Annotated in this window: 20 protein-coding genes; 14 read left to right on the top strand and 6 right to left on the bottom strand. The window is 71.5% G+C overall.

Annotated features, from left to right (window positions below):
- Positions 1-771 precede the first annotated feature (771 nt).
- Positions 772-2,343, top strand: a complete 1,572-nt coding sequence (locus ACZ31C_RS26330; protein ID WP_465797547.1) for a Na+/H+ antiporter — start codon at positions 772-774, stop codon at positions 2,341-2,343.
- Positions 2,344-2,376: 33 nt separating this feature from the next.
- Here ACZ31C_RS26330 and ACZ31C_RS26325 read toward each other — a convergent pair whose 3' ends face one another.
- On the bottom strand, positions 2,377-3,612 hold the full coding sequence (locus tag ACZ31C_RS26325; protein ID WP_465797546.1) for a PucR family transcriptional regulator: 1,236 nt from the start codon (positions 3,610-3,612) through the stop codon (positions 2,377-2,379).
- A gap of 84 nt (positions 3,613-3,696) precedes the next feature.
- On the opposite strand from ACZ31C_RS26325, the gene ACZ31C_RS26320 reads away from it, so the two are divergent.
- Entirely contained in the window at positions 3,697-4,788 is a 1,092-nt protein-coding gene (locus ACZ31C_RS26320; RefSeq protein WP_465797545.1) for a ferredoxin reductase, read from the top strand.
- A gap of 17 nt (positions 4,789-4,805) precedes the next feature.
- The gene (locus ACZ31C_RS26315; protein WP_396745617.1) at positions 4,806-5,954 is read left to right on the top strand and encodes a fatty acid desaturase family protein; all 1,149 of its coding nucleotides are present in this window, start codon (positions 4,806-4,808) and stop codon (positions 5,952-5,954) included.
- Positions 5,955-5,978: 24 nt separating this feature from the next.
- On the opposite strand, the gene ACZ31C_RS26310 is transcribed toward ACZ31C_RS26315, so the two are convergent.
- On the bottom strand, positions 5,979-6,155 hold the full coding sequence (locus ACZ31C_RS26310) for a hypothetical protein (RefSeq protein ID WP_396695706.1): 177 nt from the start codon (positions 6,153-6,155) through the stop codon (positions 5,979-5,981).
- Between the two features lie 72 nt (positions 6,156-6,227).
- On the bottom strand, positions 6,228-6,971 hold the full coding sequence (locus tag ACZ31C_RS26305; RefSeq protein WP_465797544.1) for a polyamine aminopropyltransferase: 744 nt from the start codon (positions 6,969-6,971) through the stop codon (positions 6,228-6,230).
- A 104-nt stretch (positions 6,972-7,075) separates the two neighbouring features.
- Between ACZ31C_RS26305 and eccB the strand changes: the two genes are divergently transcribed.
- Positions 7,076-8,449, top strand: a complete 1,374-nt coding sequence (eccB, locus tag ACZ31C_RS26300) for a type VII secretion protein EccB (protein WP_465797543.1) — start codon at positions 7,076-7,078, stop codon at positions 8,447-8,449.
- 51 nt (positions 8,450-8,500) lie between these two features.
- Here eccB and ACZ31C_RS26295 read toward each other — a convergent pair whose 3' ends face one another.
- The gene (locus ACZ31C_RS26295) at positions 8,501-9,118 is read right to left on the bottom strand and encodes a class I SAM-dependent methyltransferase (protein WP_465797542.1); all 618 of its coding nucleotides are present in this window, start codon (positions 9,116-9,118) and stop codon (positions 8,501-8,503) included.
- Positions 9,119-9,317: 199 nt separating this feature from the next.
- On the opposite strand from ACZ31C_RS26295, the gene ACZ31C_RS26290 reads away from it, so the two are divergent.
- The 10 genes from ACZ31C_RS26290 (at position 9,318) to ACZ31C_RS26245 (ending at position 18,189) form a co-directional block, all read left to right on the top strand.
- On the top strand, positions 9,318-10,679 hold the full coding sequence (locus ACZ31C_RS26290; protein ID WP_465797541.1) for an MGH1-like glycoside hydrolase domain-containing protein: 1,362 nt from the start codon (positions 9,318-9,320) through the stop codon (positions 10,677-10,679).
- Between the two features lie 110 nt (positions 10,680-10,789).
- Positions 10,790-11,434, top strand: a complete 645-nt coding sequence (phoU, locus tag ACZ31C_RS26285) for a phosphate signaling complex protein PhoU (RefSeq protein ID WP_396745631.1) — start codon at positions 10,790-10,792, stop codon at positions 11,432-11,434.
- Between the two features lie 214 nt (positions 11,435-11,648).
- A complete protein-coding gene (pstS, locus tag ACZ31C_RS26280; RefSeq protein WP_465797540.1) occupies positions 11,649-12,725 on the top strand; it encodes a phosphate ABC transporter substrate-binding protein PstS in 1,077 nt (358 codons plus the stop codon).
- A gap of 85 nt (positions 12,726-12,810) precedes the next feature.
- A complete protein-coding gene (gene pstC / locus ACZ31C_RS26275) occupies positions 12,811-13,800 on the top strand; it encodes a phosphate ABC transporter permease subunit PstC (protein ID WP_465797539.1) in 990 nt (329 codons plus the stop codon).
- Entirely contained in the window at positions 13,800-14,714 is a 915-nt protein-coding gene (gene pstA, locus ACZ31C_RS26270; RefSeq protein WP_396745640.1) for a phosphate ABC transporter permease PstA, read from the top strand. The genes pstC and pstA overlap by 1 nt, the downstream gene beginning before the upstream one ends.
- 1 nt (position 14,715) lies before the next feature.
- Entirely contained in the window at positions 14,716-15,579 is an 864-nt protein-coding gene (gene pstB, locus ACZ31C_RS26265) for a phosphate ABC transporter ATP-binding protein PstB (RefSeq protein ID WP_465797538.1), read from the top strand.
- Positions 15,580-15,692: 113 nt separating this feature from the next.
- Positions 15,693-16,442, top strand: coding sequence for a winged helix-turn-helix transcriptional regulator (locus tag ACZ31C_RS26260; protein ID WP_465797537.1), 750 nt, complete (start codon positions 15,693-15,695; stop codon positions 16,440-16,442).
- A complete protein-coding gene (locus tag ACZ31C_RS26255) occupies positions 16,439-16,978 on the top strand; it encodes a hypothetical protein (protein ID WP_465797536.1) in 540 nt (179 codons plus the stop codon). The genes ACZ31C_RS26260 and ACZ31C_RS26255 overlap by 4 nt, the downstream gene beginning before the upstream one ends.
- Positions 16,979-17,129: 151 nt before the next feature.
- Positions 17,130-17,510, top strand: a complete 381-nt coding sequence (locus ACZ31C_RS26250; protein WP_465797535.1) for a DUF2267 domain-containing protein — start codon at positions 17,130-17,132, stop codon at positions 17,508-17,510.
- Between the two features lie 196 nt (positions 17,511-17,706).
- Positions 17,707-18,189 (top strand): type II toxin-antitoxin system PemK/MazF family toxin, encoded by a 483-nt coding sequence (locus ACZ31C_RS26245; protein WP_465797534.1) that lies wholly within the window; start codon positions 17,707-17,709, stop codon positions 18,187-18,189.
- 15 nt (positions 18,190-18,204) lie between these two features.
- Here ACZ31C_RS26245 and ACZ31C_RS26240 read toward each other — a convergent pair whose 3' ends face one another.
- Complete coding sequence (locus tag ACZ31C_RS26240; RefSeq protein ID WP_465797533.1) at positions 18,205-18,855, bottom strand: flavodoxin family protein; 651 nt, start codon at positions 18,853-18,855, stop codon at positions 18,205-18,207.
- A gap of 79 nt (positions 18,856-18,934) precedes the next feature.
- On the bottom strand, positions 18,935-19,582 hold the full coding sequence (locus tag ACZ31C_RS26235) for a GGDEF domain-containing protein (RefSeq protein WP_396745659.1): 648 nt from the start codon (positions 19,580-19,582) through the stop codon (positions 18,935-18,937).
- Between the last annotated feature and the right edge of the window lie 221 nt (positions 19,583-19,803).

Genomic DNA, 19,803 nt, shown 5'->3' with positions numbered 1-19,803 from the left:
GCTCGCACAGCAGGTCAACAGGGTTCACACTCTCAGATGCGGCCATCGCGCATCACTCTCCTTCGTTGGATTTAGCCGTCTCGAAGGATCGCGCGATGGCCGTCTCTCATCTACGCAACACGCCCATCACGGGCAAGTCGTACACCACTTCCCTGGACGCAACCGGACGGGGGGCGGGGCCCTTTCGAGCTGAGAGCGAAAACGGATCGGTTAGGCGTCCAACGGCAACGGCAACGGTCATTTCGCACGGGTCCACCGGTGCGATAGCGCAAACGGTTCAGCTCGACAGGCGCCATCGTCCTTGCTGTCCCGCACTCCAACGAAGCTGGGGATGTTGTCGGCCACCTCTACGCAGGCATGCCGCTCACTCAGCCAGAAGCCGAAAGAGAGCCCCACCCAACCCGGGTGGGGCTCTCTGGCACTGTCCCGCCCACGACTCGATGCTATTCAGAGAAGTTGCTCTTCCGGCTGAGTGTCAGAGCCACGGTCGTGCCGGACATTGCGACGAGGGTAAGCCAGTGCAGTGGGCGCGGGATGCGACCCAAGTCGACCCCCTCCTTCCGAGAGGTGGTGAATTGGGATCAGACGCTGTTACCCAATCTCTCGAAGCAGCTACCCAACCCCCAAGCAAGCTGCAGCCCGATGCTCGGAAAGGCTCAGGGGCCCGAAGGGCGGTAAGTCGATCTCATCGGTGGGCCGGGCCATCGGCTGAATCCGCCCGGGACGGCCGTTCGGCGTACCACCATGTGGTGGGCGACGAACGGGGGCGACGTGAGCGAGCTGCTGCTGATCATCACGTTGGGCGTCACCGTGCTGGTCGGCACCACCGTCGGCGGTCGCTACCGGGTCGCGCCGCCGGTGCTGCTCATCTGCATGGGCGCGCTGCTGGCGCTACTGCCGCCGCTGTCGCACGTCATCCTTCCCCCCGAGGTGGTGCTGCTGCTGTTCCTGCCGGCCATCCTCTACCGGGAGAGCCTGACCACCAGCCTGCGCGAGGTCCGAGCGAACATCGTGGTGATCACGCTGCTGGCGGTCGGGCTGGTCGGCGTCACGATGGTGGTGGTGTCACTGGTCGCGCAGCGCTTCGGCGTCGACCCGGCGGTGGCCTGGGTGCTCGGTGCGGTGCTCGCCCCGACCGACGCCGCGGCCGTCGCCGGTCTGGCCAAGCGGATGCCCCGGCGCCTGCTCACCACGCTGCACACCGAGAGCCTGATCAACGACGGTACCGCCCTGGTGCTGTTCGCCGTGGCGCTCGGACTGCTCGGCGGCGGCGCCGCGCCGACCGTGTTCGAGCTCGTGGAGCGGGTCGGCCTGTCGTTCCTCGGCGGCATCGCGGCCGGTCTGCTGGTCGGCACCGTGGTCATCCTGATCCGCAAGCGCCTGGACGACCCGTTGCGGGAGGGCGCGATCAGCGTGCTCACCCCGTTCGCCGCGTTCTTCCTCGCCGACGTCGTGCACGAGAGCGGCGTACTCGCGGTGGTGGTCTCCGGGTTGATGCTGACCGCCGCCAGTCCTCGGGTGGTCCGGGCCCGGTCCCGGGTGCTGGCGTTGTCGTTCTGGGACCTGACCACCTTCCTCATCAACGGTGGACTCTTCGTCCTGGTCGGCATGCAGATTCCTCGGGCGGTACGCAGCGTCACCAGCGTGTCGCTGCCGCGTGCGCTCGCCATCGCGGTGGTGGTGGCCGTGGTGCTGGTGGCGGTGCGGATGCTCTGGCTGCACCTGACCGCTCTCGTCGCCCGGTTGGTGGATCATCGAGCGGCCTCGCGCAACCGCCGGGTCAACTGGCGGATCCGTACCGTCGCCGGCTGGGCCGGGTTCCGGGGCGCGGTCTCGTTGGCGGCGGCACTCGCGGTCCCGCTGAGCATCGACGGCGACCGGGTCCCCGAACGAGATCTGATCATCTTCTGCGTGGCCACGGTGATCCTGCTGACCATGCTGGTGCAGGGCACCACGCTGCCGTTCCTGCTGACCTGGGCGGGGCTCACCGGCGACCCGGAACGCGAGGACGAGAGCCGGCAGGCCCGGGTCCGCGCCACCCGGATCACCCTCGACGCGCTGCCGGACATCGCCGAGCGGATCGGCACCGACGCGGACATTCTGCGGCGGATCCAGGACGAGTACGCGGGGCACCTCGACGCGGCCCAGGCCGAGCCGGAGGACGAGACGGCCGCCGCCCAGGAGGCGGAACGTCGGCTACGGCTGGCCGCGCTGGATCACAAGCGCCGCGAGATCACCCGGATGCGCGACGCCCGGGAGATCGACGACGTGGTGCTGCGCGAGTTGCAGGCCCGGCTGGACGTCGAGGAGATCCGCCTGCTCGGGCCGCACACGCTGGAATGACCGCGCGCCGCACCGCGCCGTGTGCCGCGTCGCTCAGGTGGTTGCGGCGGGCGGGGTGGGTGCCGGCAGCGCCAGCGCCACGGTGAGGTCGAGCAGGCTGCGCGGATCGGTGAGCCGCTCGCCGTAGAGCTGGCGGAGCTGACCCATCCGGTACCGCACGGTCTGCGGGTGGACGAAGAGGTCGGCGGCGACGTCGTCGCGTCGACCCTGGTGCAGCAGCCAGGAGCGCAGCGTCTCGGCGAGCCGTTCGGCGCTGGCGGCGGGCAGCGTGGCCAGCGGTTGCAGGACCCGGGCCCGCAGGTCGGCGAGGGCTTCCAGGTCGGCGCTGAGCAGCAGTTCGGCCAGGTGACGCTCGGTGTCCACCGGCTCGCCGTCGTCGGGCGGCGCGATGCCCAGGGTGCTGACCCGCAGCACCCGGTGGTAGGAGGAGCCGGCCCGAGCCCAGGGGCGGGCCGGCCCGAGCACGGCGCGTCGGCCCTGCAACACCCGGGCGAGCTGCCGTCGCCGGTCGCCGTGCATGTCCGGTACGAGCAACACGGCGGTCTCCGCGCCCGACTCCCCGGCGGGCAGTTCCTCGGTGCTCTCCAGCGTGTGCTCGTCGAGCAGGGCCAGCGCGCCACGCAGTTTCGTCTGCGGCAGCAGCGCGACGGTCAGCGTCTGCGGCAGCGGCCAGTCGGCCCGCTCCGCGCTGCGCACCAGCACGTCCTCCGGCTCGCCGAGGAGCAACTGCTGGGTGAGTCGTTCCAGGTTCCGTCGGCGGGCCCGTCCGACGCTGGCCAGTTCGTCGGCGTGCCCGGCCACGCTGGCGGCGGAGAGCTCGTCGATGTAGGCGAACATCAGCTCGGCGAACTCGGCGACCGCGGCGGCGGGCGACCCGATCGCCACGGTGGTCGCGGCCAGTTCCCGCCAGGAGACCCGGGCGCCGATCCGGTACGCGGCCAGCAGCGCGTCCACGCTGCGACCCGACCGGGCCTCGCCGCTGCCCAACGCGTACGCGGCCTCCAGCGCCGGGACCAGCGGTGTGCTGGGGTCGCCGCCGTGGGAGCGTTCGAGCAGTTGCAGGAACGTGCCCAACGCGATCTGCACCGCGTTCTCGATCTTGTCCCGCATCTGTCCGGTCAGGGTGCCGGAGTAACTGGGCACCTCCGCCGTGATCGCGGTGACGGTTCGTTCGGCGACCAGCGGCAGACGCTCGCGCAGCTCACGGGCCACCCGCTGGTCCAACTCGATGCGAGCCGCCCGATGGCTGGTGCCGGAGTTTTCCGCCACGTTGTTCTCCCCGCACAAAACGGATGGGTCACTTTACCTTCGCCGGCCAAGATTTTATGCCCAGCACACCGCGACCATCGTCCTATGACCGCCACCGTTCCGCGACCGGGCGCCAAGGTATCCCTTCGACGCCGTCTGTGGCGACTCGCCGAGTCGGTGACCACACCGGTACTCCCCGCGGACTACCTCGACCTGGTCGCCCCGCTGCGGTCCGGCGCCGACCTGCGCGGACGGATCGTCGAGGTGCGCCCCGAGACGGCCGACGCCGCGACCGTGCTGATCCAGCCGGGACGCAGTTGGCGTGGCCACGTCCCGGGCCAGTACGTACGCCTCGGTGTCGACGTCGACGGCGTACGCCAGTGGCGGGCCTACTCGGTGACCTCGGCCCCCGGCCGCCGTACCGACCCGATCTCGGTGACCGTCAAGGCGATCCCCGACGGCGTGGTCAGCAACCACCTGGTGCGGCGGGTACGCCCCGGCACGCTGGTGCAGCTCGACCAGGCACGCGGCGACTTCGTGCTGCCCTCGCCGGCACCGGAGCGGGTGCTGTTCCTCACCGCCGGCAGCGGCATCACCCCGGTCGCCGGGATGTTGCGCTCCGGCGCGCTGGACGGCAGCGACGTGGTGCTGGTCCACTCCGCGCCGACCGCCGACGACGTGGTCTTCGGCCCGGAGCTGCGCGCCCTCGCCGCGCGCGGCACCCTCCGGCTGGTGGAGCGCCACACCTCCGTCGAGGGACTGCTGGACGTCGCCGAACTCGACACCCTCGTCCCCGACCACCTGGAGCGTCGCACCTGGGCGTGCGGCCCGCTCGGTCTGCTCGACGCGGCCGAGGCGCACTGGGACGCCCGTGGGCAGGCCGAGCGCCTGCACACCGAACGCTTCCGGCCCACCATCATCACCGCCGGTGACGGCGGCACGGTCACCTTCACCAACTCCTCGGTGACGGTGGCGGCCGACGGCACCACCCCGCTGCTCGACGCCGGTGAGAACGCCGGCGTGCTGATGCCCTCCGGCTGCCGGATGGGCATCTGCTTCGGCTGCGTGCTGCCACTTCGCCAGGGCGCTGTCCGCGACCTGCGCAACGGACAGCTCACCACCGCCCTGCCGGGCGACGGCGTACGTGTGCAGACCTGCGTGTCGGCCGCGGCCGGGCCCTGCGAACTCGAGATCTGAATCGGAGAACCGCCGCCGTGACCGTGATCCAGAAGAAGGCCAACAACCCGATCGCGCATCTCACCGCCGAGGACATCGAGAACCTCGGCCGGGAGCTCGACGCCCTGCGGGAGCGGGTGATCAACTCCCGGGGTGAGCGGGACGCCGCGTACATCCGCAAGGTCATCTCGACGCAGCGCAAGTTGGAGGTCGGCAGCCGGGTGGTGCTGCTGTTCTCGCTGTTCCCGCCGGCCTGGATCATCGGCACCGCCGGTCTGTCGGTGGCCAAGATCCTGGAGAACATGGAGATCGGGCACAACGTCCTGCACGGCCAGTGGGACTGGATGCGCGACCCGAAGATCCACTCGACGAGCTGGGAGTGGGACCACGCCACCCCGGCCTCGCAGTGGAAGGAGTCGCACAACGAGCTGCACCACCGCTACACCAACGTGGTCGGCAAGGACAACGACCTCGGCTACGGCATCATGCGGGTGGACGAGGACCAGCCCTGGCACCCGGCCTACCTGGGTCAGCCGGTCTACAACTTCGTCAACGCCTGCTTCTTCGAGTACGGCGTCGCCGCGTACGACCTCGACCTGGCCAACAACCTCAAGGACGGCAAGCACAAGAGCCCGGAGTTCCGGGCCCGGCTCCGCGCGGTCGGCCGCAAGATCCGCCGCCAGGCGCTCAAGGACTACGTGATCCACCCGCTGCTGTCCGGCCCGTCGTTCTTCCACACCATGGCCGCGACCTTCACCGCCAACCTGGTCCGCAACCTGTGGAGCCACTCGGTGATCATGTGCGGGCACTTCCCGCAGGGCGTGGAGACCTTCGAGAAGACCTCGATCGAGGGGGAGACGCGGGGCGAGTGGTACCTGCGGCAGATGCTCGGCTCCGGCAACATCAGCGGTAGCAAGCTGATGCACATCATGACCGGCAACCTGTCGTTCCAGATCGAGCACCACCTCTTCCCCGACCTGCCCAGCAACCGTTACCAGGAGATCGCCCCCGAGGTGCGGGCGCTGTTCGACAAGTACGGCCTGAAGTACGTCACCGGCTCCCTGCCGCGACAGGTGCTCTCCGCGTGGGGCAAGGTCTTCCGCCTCGCCCTGCCGAACCGACGCCGCCGCACCGAGATCTCGGACGACCGCCCGGCGACGCCCGCGCTGGCCGCCGCCGGCGTCTGACGCCGCCGATATCCGAGCCGCCGGTCAGCGGCGGCTCGGATAGTTCTGGGCCGACCGCCGCCCCTTGACGAAAGCCAGCACGATCACTGCGGCGAGCGCGATGACACCGATGATGAGCAACCAACGGACCGCTTCGAGGAGCAGCCCGAGCAGGACGAGCACACCGGCCACCACGGCGACCACCCAAAGCAGGGCACGCATCTGAACCTCCTGAGCAGGTCGTCCGGACGATCCGGGCGGCCTGCCTGGTCAGCTACCCCGTCCGGCCCGGCCTCATGCCTGTTCGACCAGGTCGGGCCTGGTCGAGGTCTGCGCCACATAGACCGTGTTGGCCGATTCGCCACCGGTCAGCGGGTTCGCGAAGCGCACCACGTGGCTGCGGTGGGTCGGGAAGACCTCGTCGAGGACCTCCTCGAAGCCCGCCTCGGGCGGGTCGTCCGACCAGAGCGCGAACACCCCGCCCGGACGCAGTAGCCGCGCCAGGCGGCGCAACCCGGCCGGGGTGTAGAAGTCGGCGTGACTCGGGTGCAGCACGTGCGCGGGGGAGTGGTCCACGTCCAGCAGGACGGCGTCGAAACGACGCCCGGGCGCGTCGGGGTCGAGGCCGTCGCCGCCGGCCACCCGGGCGAAGAAGTCGGCCCGGGCCAGCCGGGTACGCGGATCGGTGGCCAGCCCGGCGGCGAACGGCAACAACTCGCGCCGGTGCCAGTCGATGACGTCCTCGATCGCCTCCACCACCAGCAGCGCGCCCACCCGGTCGTCGGCCAGCACGGTTCGTGCCGTGTAGCCGAGCCCGAGACCGCCGACGGCCACGTCCAGGCCGGTCCCCGACAGCGGTGCCAGGCCCAACTCGGCCAGCGCGACCTCACCGGCGGTGAACAGGCTCGACATCAGGTACTCGTCGTCGAGCTTGACCTCGTACACGTCGAGGTCGAGACGGGGTTCCCGGCGTCGGCGCAGGCTGATCTCGCCGATCGGGGTCGGACGCCAGGCCAGTTCCTCGAAACGTACGCTCACCGGCCGGATGCTACGCGTAAGCCGGCGGGCGGTGACGCACGGTCCACGCGACATCGACGCGGCGCATATCCTGTGCGCCGACCGTCTCGCGCGGAGGAGATCGCATGCCGTCGCGGCAGGACCAGCTCCACTCGTACCAGTTCACCCTCCAGCGGGTGGTGGCGGCGCTGGTGATGCGCGAGACCGACCCGGTGCAGTCACCGATGCGGCGGCTCGCCGGCGCCGCTCTGGCCAGCGTCCTGGTGGCGGTCGTCGGGCTGGGCGCGTTCGCCCTCTACGGCCTGTTCACCGGCGGCGGCGCGACGTGGCGGGACACTGCCGCCGTCATCGTCGAGAAGGAGTCCGGTGCCCGGTTCGTCTACCGCGAACAACGCCTGCACCCGGTGCGCAACTACGCCTCGGCCCTGCTCATCGTCGGTGCGGACCGACCGAGAACCGTGCTGGTGTCACGTCGCTCGCTCGACGGGGTGCCGCGTGGCGTACCGCTGGGCATCGGCGACGCGCCCGACTCGCTGCCGGACACCGGGCGGCTCACCACCGCGCCGTGGACGGTCTGCTCGTCGGTGGCGACCCCGGCCGCACCGGAGCGGCCCCGCTCGGTGCTGCTGATCGGTGCCGGGGCCGGCGGCGGTCGGCCGCTCGGCGCGTACGCCCTGCTGCTGCGCGCCCCCGACGGCGCGTTGCATCTGCTCTGGCAGCAGCGGCGACACCTGGTCCGGGACACCGACCGGGTGCTGGCCGCGCTGGCGGTCACCCGGGCGCGGGCCGTGCCGGTCGCCGCGGCCCTGCTCAACGCCGTTCCGGCCGGCGTGGATCTGAAGCCGCTGGAGATCCCCGGCCTCGGCGACCGGTCCGCTCGGGTCGCCGGTGCGCGGATCGGTGACGTGATGGTGGTACGCAACCCCGGCGGCGGACGACAGTACGCGGTGGTGCTCCGAGACGGTCTGGCCGGCATCACCGAGTTGCAGGCCGCGCTGCTGTTGGCCCGCACCGGCCAGCGCGAACCGGACCAGGTCAGCCTCGGCCGTTTCGCCGCCCTGCCGCAACTCGACGACCTCGCCCCGACCGGCCCCGGCGCACCGCCGGAGGAACCGCCCCGGCTGGCCACCGGGGACGCGCCGACGCTCTGTGCGCGGGTCGGCGACGACACCGGCCCGGTCGAGCTGCACCTCGGCGTGGACCTGCCGGAGCCGGCCGTCGCGTCGCACCGACCGACCGGTCAGGTGGCCGACCAGGTGCTGGTGGAGCCGGGGCGCGGGGCCGTCGTCGAATCGGTCGCCGCGCCCGGCGCCACCGGCGGGGCGATCTCGCTGGTCACCGACCTCGGTCGGCGGTACGTCCTGGCCGACGCCGCCGTGGCGGCCATGCTCGGCTACGGCGAGGTGCGCCCGGTCCGGCTACCCGCAGGCGTGGTCGACCTGATCCCCGCCGGAGCGCCCCTGGACCCCGAGGCAGCCCGCCAGGCCGCCACCCCCTGATGTAAGGAAGGGTCCCTTCCTATACACGAGGCGTTAGAAAGGGTCCCTTCCTTACACCGAAGGGCGCGCAGCGGGGCGGCGCAGGATGGTGACGGCGAAGTCGGCGTCGTCGTGCCACGGGCGCAGGTCCCAGGTGGCGAAGCGGTGATCGAGGCGCAGTCCGGCGGCGACCACGTCGGCGTCGAAGTCGGTCAGTGGATAGCCCCGGTCGGTGCCGAAGCCCACTGCCGCCACCCCGTCCGGGCGCAGGTGCGCGGCGACGCGCCGGAGTACCGCGCCCTCGGTGCCGGCCGCCACGAAGGCCATCACGTTGCCGGCCAGCACGGCCGCGTCGAAGGGCTCGGGTTCACCGGCCGCCGCCAGGTCCAGCTCGGTCAGGTCGGCGACCAGCCAACGCGGCCCCGGGTGGTCGGCGCGGGCCGCGTCCACCAGGACCGGATCGGCGTCCACACCGACCACGGTGTGGCCCCGGGCGGCCAGCTCGGCACCGACCCGACCGGTGCCGCAGCCGGCGTCGAGGATCCGGGAGCCCGGCGGCACCAGCGTGTCCAGCAACCGCGCCTCCCCGGCCAGGTCGACCCCGTCGGCCGCCATGCGGCGAAACCGGTCGACGTACCACTGGGAGTGCTCGGGGTCGGTGTCGGTGGCCCACCGGGTCGGGTTGCCCATGCGTCCCACCGTATCCGGCCGTCTCAGGGCAGCCGGGCGACGGTCACGAACTCGTGGTTCGTGACCGCCCGTCCCGCGATCCGGGGGAACGGGAAGGAGTGCTGCCGCAGCGTCGAGTCGATCGCGGGCCCCCGTGCGCGGTGACTGATGCCACGATCGTCTAGCCTAGCGAGGACGTAGCGCTACCTGGATGTGACACATGGTTAACCGGACAGTTCCGTCGGCCGAGCCGAGCCCGGCGGCGGCCCGCCCGGCCGGCGGGCGGTACGCCCGGCTGTGGCAGTCGGCGCGGGCCACTCTGGACGGGAACTGGGAGCACGACCACACCGTCCCGTCGCGCACCCTCTATCCGCACCAGTGGAGTTGGGACTCGGCGTTCATCGCGATCGGCTGGGCCCACGTCGATCCCGAGCGGGCCTGGTCGGAGTTGTCCAGCCTGTTCGACGCCCAGTGGCGCGACGGCCGGGTGCCGCACATCGTGTTCAATCCGGCGGTGCCGGCCACCGCGTACTTCCCGGGGCCGGTGTTCTGGGCCTGCACCGAGGTCGTGGGCGCGCCTGCGGTGGCCACCTCGGGTCTGGTCCAGCCGCCGGTGCACGCGCTGGCCGCCTGGCACGCCTACCAACGGGCGCCCGCACCGCAGGCCCGGGACGCGTTGCGTCGGCTCTATCCCCGGCTGGTGGCGCAGCAGCGCTATCTCGCCACCCGTCGGGACGTCGGTGGTGCCGGGCTGGCCGCCGTCGTGCACCCGTGGGAGTCCGGCCTGGACAACAGCCCGGCCTGGGACGACCCGCTGGCCGCGGTGCCCGCCGAGGAGTCGGTCCTGCGGGCGTACCGGCGACGCGACATCGTGCACGCCGCCGCCGCGCACCGGCCCACCGACCTGGACTACGCGCGGTACGTCGCCGTCGTCACCGCCTATCGGGCGGCGGGTTACCGGGACGAGGGGCTGGCCGACCGGCATCCGTTCCTGGTGGAGTGTCCGCTGTTCAACGCCGCGATGGGCGTCGCCGAGCACGCGTTGGCCCGGATCGCCGGGGAGGTCGACGCCGACCCGGGGCCGCACCGGGAGAACGCGGCGCGGATCACCGCCGCCGTGGTGGACCGGCTGTACGACCCGGCCACCGGCACGTTCCACCCCCGTGACCTGCGTACGGGCCGGTTGACTCCGGCCCGTACGGTGCTCGGGCTGGCCCCGCTGATCCTGCCCGACCTGCCGGCACGGCAGGTCGAGGCGGTGCTGGCCGAGGCCACCTCGGCGCGCTTCGGTCTGGCCGCCCGGATGGATCGACCGCTACCCAGCCACGACCGCACCGCGACCGACTTCGAACCGCTGCGCTACTGGCGTGGTCCGAGCTGGATGAACGTGAACTGGCTGGTGCGGCAGGGTCTGCTGGCGCACGGGCAGGATCGGCTCGCGGCCGGCCTGCGGGCGTCGATGATCGAGCTGGTCGAGACCGCCGGGTGTCACGAGTACTTTCACCCGGAGACCGGTGCCGGTCTCGGCTCGGCGGGTTTCGGATGGACGGCGGCGTTGCTGCTGGACGTGCTGGCCGACTGAGCGCCGCCGGGGATGCGCGCGGCAGGTAGCTTTGCGGGCCGGGCCCGGCCCCCGGCGCGGCGGTGACAAGCCACCGGCGGTGGGACGGCCTGGACGGACGGAGGGGCGCGATGAGCCGGGACAGCTACGACGAGCAGCTCGACCGACTCACCGGCGTGCTGGCTGCGATGAGTCGGGACGCCAGCGCGGCGATCCGGGGTGCCAGCACTGCCCTGCTCGACGTCGACCGGGGCGCCGCCGACACGGTGATCGCCGCCGACGCGGTGCTCGACCAGCGGCGGGCCGAAGTCGAGGCGATGATCCCGCAGGTGCTGGTCCGGCACCAGCCGGTCGCGTCCGACCTGCGGCTGGTGGTGTGCGCCCTGCGGATCGCCGGTGCCCTGGAGCGGATGGGCGACCTCGCGGTGCACGTCGCCAAGGTGGTTCTGATGCGGTATCCGGTGGGTGTGGTCCCGGAACCGGCGGTCCCGGTGATGACCGAGATGGCCGACGCGGCGGCCCGGATCGCCGACAAGACCGCCGTCGTACTCGCCACCCGCGACCGGTTGGCCGCGATGCAGCTCGGGCTCGACGACGACGAGGTCGACGCCGCCCAGGAGCGGTTGCTGTCGCAGCTCGTGGCGGGCTGGCCGTACGGGGTGGAGTCGGCCATCGACCTGGCGCTGGTCGGCCGCTACTACGAGCGGTACGCCGACCAGGCGGTCAACGTGGCGCGGCAGGTGGTCTACCTGACGACGGGCACGATCCGGCTCTGACCGGGTCCCATCCCGCTCTGGTCGGGGGTCCCATTCCGGGCATCCGGCACGCCGCCCCCGGAACGTCACATCCCGACTCCCGTCCGGCCACCGGTCGAGCCGCCAAGTTCACTTTTCGTTCACCTGGGTCCGGGAGTCCGGCTACCTGGGCCTCCTACCTTGACTCGCGTACGGCCCGGACGGGCTGATGCACCCCGATAGAGAGGCTTACCTGGTGAACCGCAACGTGCTTTCGCGGCGCGTCCTCGCCGGCGTCGCGCTTGCCGCGCTCGCGCTTACCGGCTGTGGTAGCAATGACAACAGCACGGAGCCGGGCGGTAGCGGCGGCGACAGCGCCTACGCGAACCTGTCCGGCGCGTTGAACGCCTCCGGCGCGAGCTTCCCGGACGCGTATTACCAAGAGGTCATCGAAGAGTTCAAGGGCGCTGCCCCCAACGTCACGGTCACCTACAACGCGACCGGCTCCGGCACCGGCAAGAAGCAGTTCGGTGAGGGCCTGGTCGACTTCGCCGGCACCGACAGCCTGGTGAAGGACACCGACGGCGTGGCCGCCGACTCGTTCCTCTACGTGCCGACGGTCGCCGCGCCGATCACCGTCTCCTACAACCTGCAGGGCGTGGACAAGCTCCAGCTCAGCCCGGAGACGCTCGCCAAGATCTTCCAGACCGACATCAAGACCTGGGACGACGCCGCGATCAAGGCCGACAACCCGGGTGTCGAACTGCCCAGCACGCCGATCGTCGTCGCGCACCGCTCGGACGGCTCCGGCACCACCAACAACTTCACCAAGTACCTGGCGGCCGCCGCCGGCTCCACCTGGAAGCTCGGCAGCGGTGACACGGTGGCCTGGCCGGCCAGCACCCAGGGCGGTGAGAAGAACACCGGTGTCGCGCAGATCGTGAAGCAGACCAACGGCGCCGTGGGCTACGTCGACCTGAGCGACGCCAAGGCCACCCAGCTCACCTTCGCCGCCATCAAGAACAAGGACGGCCAGTTCGTCGAGCCGTCGATCGAGGGCACCACCGCCGGCCTGGAGGGTGCCGCGATCGAGGCGGACCTGAGCTACAACCCGCTCGACGCCGCCGGTGCCAGCTCCTACCCGATCACCGCGCCGACCTTCATCATCGTCAAGACCTCGTACGGCGACGCCGCCAAGGCCGAGCTGGTCAAGGGCTTCCTCACCTACCTGCTCAACGAGGGCCAGGAGCTGGCCCCGGAGATCGACTTCGCGCCGCTGCCGGCCTCGCTCAAGGAGAAGGCGCTGGCCCAGGTCGAGAAGATCCAGGGCTGAGTAAATCAAGATCGCTGGGCGTTCCATCCGGGGACGGGATCGACACGATCCCGTCCCCGCCAGGGGTACCTGAGCTGGAGTGAAGATGACCGTGACAACCAAGTCCCCCGACCCCCGGCCGACGCTGGCCCAACGCGGCTCCAGCGCCCTCGGCGACCGTGTCTTCTCCTGGTGGACGCTCGGCACCGGCCTGCTCGTACTGGCCGTCCTCGGGCTGATCCTCATCACCACCGTGACCGAGGCGTGGCCGGCGTTCGACGCGATGGGGCTGCGCTTCATCACCGAGCGGGTCTGGGACCCGAACCCGGCGACCGGCGACGCCATCTTCGGCGCGCTGTCGTTCGCGTACGGCACCGCCGTCTCGTCGTTGATCGCGCTGCTGTTCGCGGTGCCGGTCTCGATCGGCATCGCGCTGTTCCTCACCGAGCTGGCGCCGCGCCGACTGCGCGGCCCGGCGGTGACCGTGATCGACCTGCTGGCCGCCGTACCGTCGGTGGTCTTCGGCCTGTGGGGCATCCTGGTCGTCGCGCCGGCGCTGGTCCCGGTCTACCAGGGGATCCACAACGTCGTCGGCGGCGTCCCGGTGCTCGGCAGCCTCTTCGGCCCGGTCAGCACCGGTCGCAACTTCATGACCGCCGGCATCATCCTGGCGATCATGGTGACGCCGATCATCACCTCGATCACCCGCGAGGTGTTCGGCACCGTCCCGCGCGCCGACAAGGACGCTGCCCTGGCCCTCGGCGCGACCCGCTGGGAGATGATCCGGGGCGCGGTCTTCCCGCACAGCTTCGGTGGCGTCGTCGGTGCGGTGATGCTCGGCCTGGGCCGGGCGATGGGCGAGACCATCGCGGTGGCCCTCGTCATCGGCGGCTCGACCAACATCACCGCCAACCTGTTCGCCTCCGGCAACACCATGGCCGCAGTCATCGTGCAGCAGTTCGGCGAGTCCACCGGCACCTACACCGCCGCGCTGATCGGCCTCGGTGTGGTGCTGTTCGCGATGACGGTACTGATCAACGTGCTCGCCCAGGTGGTCGTCCGCCGGGCCGAGGCGCGGATGAAGGGAAGCAGGTAATGACCGTCACCGCACCTCCGGCCCCCCGGGCCGCAGCCGGCGGGCCCGACCTCACCCGGTCGGCCCTGTCCGGCCGTCGGCGGTTCCGCAACCACCTCGCCACGGTGGCCATCTGGACCGCCGTGCTGCTCGCGGTCGTCCCCCTGGCCCTGGTGACCTACGAGGTCATCGTCAAGGGCTCCGGGGTGATGAGCCTGTCCTTCCTGACCGAGGACATCCCGAACTCCTACCGCCGCGACGGCGGCGGCATGTCGGCGGCGATCGTCGGCACGCTGACCATCACCGGCATGGCCGCCCTGATGGCGATCCCGCTCGGTGTCTTCGGCGCGATCTACCTCAACGAGTACGGCAAGCAGAAGCCGTTGGCCCGGATCATCCGGTTGATGGCCGACGTGATGACCGGCGTGCCGTCGATCGTGATGGGCGTGTTCATCTACATCGCCTGGGTACTGGTGATCGGCAAGCAGACCGGCTTCGCCGGCTCGCTGGCGCTGGCCTGCCTGATGCTGCCGGTGGTGATCCGCAGCAGCGAGGAGATGCTCCGACTGGTCCCCGAGGAACTGCGACAGGCGAGCATGGCGCTGGGCGCGCGCAAGTGGCGTACCACGCTCACCGTCGTGCTGCCGGCGGCGATCTCCGGCATCACCAGCGGTTCGCTGCTGGCGGTGGCCCGGGCGGCCGGTGAGACCGCCCCGATCGTCATCGTCACCGGCATCGTCTTCGCGCCGAACTGGAACCTCTTCGACGGCACCAACACCGCGCTGCCCGCGCAGATCTTCCGCAACGCCAGCCAACCCTTCGAGGCGGCCCAGTCCCGGGCCTGGGGTGCCGCCCTGACGCTCATCGTGATCGTGCTCGGCTTCACGATCATCGCCCGACTCATCGCAAGCCGGTTCGCCATCAAGGAGCGCTGACATGGCCACTAACGACACCGAACTCACCACCCGGCCGTCCGTCGCGGTGCACGCCCCCGGCACCACCGCCGCGGGTACCGTGTCGTCGACCGCACCGGTGATGCAGCTCAACGACGTCAGCGTCTTCTACGGCAGCTACGAGGCCGTCCGGGGCACCTCGATGCCGATCCAGCAGAACCAGGTCACCGCGATGATCGGGCCGTCGGGTTGCGGCAAGTCGACGGTGCTGCGGGCGCTCAACCGGATGAACGACCCGATCCCCGGCGCCCGCGTCGGCGGCGAGGTGCTCTTCCACGGCCAGAACCTGTACGCCAAGGAGGTCGACCCGATCCAGGTCCGCCGTCGGATCGGCATGGTCTTCCAGAAGCCCAACCCGTTCCCCAAGTCCATCTTCGACAACGTCGCGTACGGACTGCGGATCAACGGCATCAAGGGCCGCCTCGACGACCACGTCGAGGAGGCGCTGACCCGCGCCGCGCTCTGGGACGAGGTCAAGGACAAGCTGCGCAAGAGCGCCCTGGCGCTCTCCGGTGGTCAGCAGCAGCGGCTGTGCATCGCCCGGACCATCGCGGTCAAGCCCGAGGTGATCCTCATGGACGAGCCGTGCTCGGCGCTCGACCCGATCGCCACCGCCAAGATCGAGGACCTGATGTTCGAGCTGGCGAGCGACTACACCATCGTCATCGTCACGCACAACATGCAGCAGGCCGCCCGGGTCAGCCACTACACCGCCTTCTTCACCGCCGAGGTGGACAACAAGCAGGTGCGGCACGGTCGGCTGGTCGAGTTCAGCCAGACCGGCAAGCTGTTCACCAACCCCGCCGACAAGCGTACGGAGGACTACATCACCGGCCGCTTCGGCTGAGCCGAAGTGACGGTGCAACGGCGGGCCGCACGCCGTCCTGCCGTGCGGCGGACCGTCCTGCGCGGCGTGTCGACGTCGCGCGGGGCCCGAACCGAAACCGGAGCCGGTGTGCGATGAACATTCTCGTCGAGGCCACCAGGGGTGACCACCGAGCCGACGGGCGATTCGTGCTGCTCGTGGTGGACGACGACGAGAGCGTCGGTGCCGCGTTGGTCGCGCAGTTGGCCGACCACCGGGTACGCGGGCACCACTTCCCGCACGCCGCGGAGGCGCTGCTGGCCACCGGTGCCCTGCAACCGGACGCCGCCGTGGTCGCCGCCGGGCTGGGCACCATGAGCAGCGCCGACCTGGTGCGGCTGCTGTCCGGTCGGGCCGGTATCCCGACCGTGGTCGGGGTGGGTGACGACGACGGAAGCGTGGCCGTGGCCGCGCTCAAGGCGGGTGCCACCGCCGGTGTCCGTCGTCCGTACCGGGCCGAGGAGGTGCTGCCGATCCTGCGGGCCATCCGCCCGGACACCTCCGGCGCGCTCGACCCGCCGATCGAACTCGGCGGGCTGCGGGTGGATCCGGCCACGTTCGAGGTGAGCCTGGACGGCCGGTCGGTCGCCCTGCCGTTGAAGGAGTTCAAGCTGCTCTACTTCTTCATGAGCCACGCCGAGCGCACGGTCACCCGCGAACAGTTGCTCACCGCCGTGTGGGGCGGGGTCCCGGACGACAGCTCCAACACGCTGACCGTGCACATCAAGCGCCTGCGTCGGCGTCTCGCCCTGGACGGGGACCAACCACCGGTGATCGTGACCGTACGCGGCCTGGGCTACCGGTTCGTGCCCGCCGCGGCCCCGGCCGCCCCTCGTTCCTCATGACCGCCCCGGCGCCGCCGCCGTACCCGCCCCGGGCCGGGTGGGCACCGACCCCGTCGTCGGGGGCGGCACCGGACGGAATGGTCCTGGTGGCGGTGCCGCTGGCGTACGTGTCGCAGGTCGCGCGCCTGTTGGCCGAGCTCGACGCCGGTCAGCGGGCGGGACCGCCCCGCGCCCGGGTCGAGCCTCCGCCCGGCCCACCCACCGCCGACTGGACGGTCGAGGACCTGCGCCGACTCAGCCGGGGACGCAGCGCCACCCACCGGACCGTGGCCGCGGTGCTCGACGCGCTCGCCGCCGATCCCGACCGGCTGTTCACCGTGCGAGACCTGGCCCAGGCCACCGGGCGACCGCGCAAGAAGATCGTCGGGGCGATGGCGGGTCTGACCCGGCTGTTGAAGGCGCACTACGACTACGCGGGCCGGGGACTTCCGTTCGCCCGGCTGGACGGGCGGCCGGAGGCGCCCCGGGAACTCTGCTACAGCGTGGACGCGCGGCGGGCGGCGCGCTGGCGCGAGGCCCGAGCGCCGTCGGGCTGAGCGCCGTCGGGCTGAGCGCCGTCGGGCTGAGCGCCGTCGGGCGCGGGCTCGGTGTTAGGAAGGGTCCCCTGCTATACACCAGGCGTTAGCAGGGGACCCTTCCTTACACCCAGGGGCGGTTTGTGTGGGGGTGGCCGGGGTAATCGGCACCGTGCGGTTTCCCCTATTCGTCGCCGCGGTGTCGCGCCGGTCGGGTCTGCCGTCCGACCAGGCTGCGGCCGTGGCCCGCGCGGTGCTGGACACCGTCGTCGAGCGGATGGCGGGCGCGGCGGCGACCGCCGACCCGACCGGGTACCTGCCGGACGAGCTGACCGGGCTGCCCGCCGGATCCGGGTCGACCCGGCCGGTGGAGTTCCTGCGCCGGGTGGCCCAGCGGGCCGGGGTGGACGGGAAGACGGCCTCCGTCGGGGCGGAGGCGGTCTTCGCCACGCTGCGCGAGACCGTCACCGTGGACGAGTTCCGGCACCTGGTGGCACGGCTGCGGACCCCGTCAGCGGGGCCGGTCGACGGGCCCGACGGCCATCTGCCGTGACGCGGCCGGCGGCCGGGACGGGGAGCGCGTGCGGCGACTCGGCGCGGGCACGTACCTGCCATGACGGTGCCGGCCGCCGGAGTGGGGGAGTGCCGGCGGCGACTCGGCGAGTGGTGCCAGCCGGACAGACCGGCGCGGGGCCGGGGCGGCGCTCCCTGCCGGTGGGGCGGTCGGCGGCAGCGGATAGGCTGCCGCCGTGGCAGGTCTGTTGAGGAGTATGGCGGCCCGCGTCGGCGCGGTGATCCCGGGTCCCCGGCGTGGTGGGCCGACCCCGGCGAAGACCGCGCGACCGCGCCAGGTCACCGCGTTGCAACGCCGTGTGCTGTCGTACGCGCCGGAGTCGGACGGCCAGGCTGACCCGGGGGAGATCGTCTGGACCTGGGTGTCCTACGAGGACGACCCCCGTCAGGGCAAGGATCGCCCGGTGCTGGTGGTCGGACGGCACAGCCGGACGCTGTTCGCGTTGATGCTGTCCAGTCGTAGCGACCGGGACGGCGAGCGGCACTGGCTGGCGCTCGGGCCCGGCGAGTGGGACCGGGAGAAGCGGCCTAGTTGGGTGCGGCTGGACCGGGTGCTGACCATGCGGGAGGACGGCATCCGCCGGGAGGGCGCGGTGTTGGACCGGGCCCGATTCGACCGGGTCGGCCAGGCGTTGCGCGCCGGGTACGGCTGGCAGTGACGTTCCCGCCGGCGCTCAGCCCGATTCGGGGCGGGGGCCGGTGGCCGCGTGCCGGGTGTCCGGCGGCGGGTACGGCTGCTCGGCGAGCAGCCGCGCGAGGTGGGCGCTGTTGAGTGCCAGCGCCGAGGTCGTCCGGCCGGTGGTGTCGGGTTTCGGGCCCGCGTCACGGTAGTCGGTCTTGTGCAGGGCCTCACCGACCCAATAGGTCGCGCCGGCTGCCGGGCAGGTGAAACCCACCTCGTTGAGGGCCTGCTGGACCTGGCCGATGGTGTGGTGCGCGCCGTCCTCGTTGCCGACCACCGCGACCGCGCCGACCTTGCCGTAGGTGAGCAGCCTGCCCTGCTCGTCGGTCTCGGAGAGTTCGGCGTCCAGCCGTTCCAGCACCATCTTGCAGACGCTGGACGGCTGACCCAGCCAGATCGGCGTGGCGATCACCAGGATCCGCGCGGCGAGCAGCTTCGCCCGGATGTCCGGCCAGCCGTCGCCGTCGCCTTCGTCGGTGGAGACGCCGAACCGGACGTCGTGGTCGACGACGCGGACCAGGTCACCCGCGACACCCTGCTCGGCGAGGGCGTCGAGGACCTCGCGTCCGAGCGTCTCGGAGCTGGAGGGCGCCGGTGAGCGCTTGAGGGTGCAGTTGAGCACCAGGGCCCGGATGTTCGCCACGATCGTCCCTCCGGTCGTCGTTCCGCCTGATCCGGAGTGAGTACCCCACTTCGGGCCGGCCACGCACGGAAGAGTCGGGTCAGCACTCGGCGAGGTGGGGGCTGTCGCGCAGTTCCCGGCGAGCCCGGCCGGCGCCGATGCCCTTGGCCTCGTACATCGCGGCGTCGGCCCGGCCGAGGGCCTCGGTGAGTTGGGTGCCGGTCACCGGCGCCAGGCCGACCGAGGCGGTCACCCGGAGGGTGACGGTGTCCAGCGGGATCGGTGCGGCGAGCATGTCGCAGAGTCGCCGGGTGGCGTGGTCGATCCACCGGCGGTCCACCGTGGGGCTGGCCAGCAGCCCGGCGAACTCGTCTCCGCCGAGTCGGGCGACCAGGTTGTCCCCGGCGAAGGTGGCCAGCCGCTCGGCGACGCTGATCAGTACCTGGTCACCGGCGGCGTGCCCGTACCGGTCGTTGATCTGCTTGAAGTCGTCCAGGTCGAGCACCACGGCGACCAGTGGGCGGCCTGCGCAGTCGGTGAGCAGGGTCGCGGCGAGACGATAGAAGGCACGCCGATTCGGCAGGCCGGTCAGCGGGTCGTGGCTGGCGGCGTGCCGCTCGGCGGTCAGCTCGGCCTGGAGACGGCCGATCTCCGTCTCGGCGCGTACGGCGCGACGCCCGAGCTGCCAGGAGGAGAGCAGGGCACCGACGGCGCAGATACCGGACGCGACAGTGAGCGGATCCGGCACGCACCTCTCCCTTCGCCGCGAGCACGTCCCGCGCCCGGCCGACGGGTGTGTGCCAGACACCTCGTTTCCCCTGGTGGCGGCCGGGATCGCGTGACAGAAAGTGAGCGGATGGGCACCGCTCACTTGCGCTATCATGCTCGCTGTCCATTGCAGATGCAATAGCAGATGCACGTGCAGATGAGTGGACTCCATCCCTTTTGCCGCTACCGCTCCTCCCACGG

Source organism: Micromonospora sp. NPDC023869, from assembly GCF_055559695.1.
This window is presented reverse-complemented; position numbering and strand designations above follow the sequence as displayed.

Bases quoted from the DNA above. Each gene is read 5' to 3' on its own strand.
- eccB (WP_465797543.1), top strand. From the start codon at position 7,076: ATGCCGTCGCGGCAGGACCAGCTCCACTCGTACCAGTTCACCCTCCAG.
- pstB (WP_465797538.1), top strand. From the start codon at position 14,716: ATGGCCACTAACGACACCGAACTCACCACCCGGCCGTCCGTCGCGGTG.
- ACZ31C_RS26290 (WP_465797541.1), top strand. From the start codon at position 9,318: ATGGTTAACCGGACAGTTCCGTCGGCCGAGCCGAGCCCGGCGGCGGCC.
- ACZ31C_RS26255 (WP_465797536.1), top strand. From the start codon at position 16,439: ATGACCGCCCCGGCGCCGCCGCCGTACCCGCCCCGGGCCGGGTGGGCA.
- ACZ31C_RS26295 (WP_465797542.1), bottom strand. From the start codon at position 9,118: ATGGGCAACCCGACCCGGTGGGCCACCGACACCGACCCCGAGCACTCC.
- pstC (WP_465797539.1), top strand. From the start codon at position 12,811: ATGACCGTGACAACCAAGTCCCCCGACCCCCGGCCGACGCTGGCCCAA.
- ACZ31C_RS26320 (WP_465797545.1), top strand. From the start codon at position 3,697: ATGACCGCCACCGTTCCGCGACCGGGCGCCAAGGTATCCCTTCGACGC.
- ACZ31C_RS26310 (WP_396695706.1), bottom strand. From the start codon at position 6,155: ATGCGTGCCCTGCTTTGGGTGGTCGCCGTGGTGGCCGGTGTGCTCGTC.
- phoU (WP_396745631.1), top strand. From the start codon at position 10,790: ATGAGCCGGGACAGCTACGACGAGCAGCTCGACCGACTCACCGGCGTG.
- pstA (WP_396745640.1), top strand. From the start codon at position 13,800: ATGACCGTCACCGCACCTCCGGCCCCCCGGGCCGCAGCCGGCGGGCCC.
- ACZ31C_RS26260 (WP_465797537.1), top strand. From the start codon at position 15,693: ATGAACATTCTCGTCGAGGCCACCAGGGGTGACCACCGAGCCGACGGG.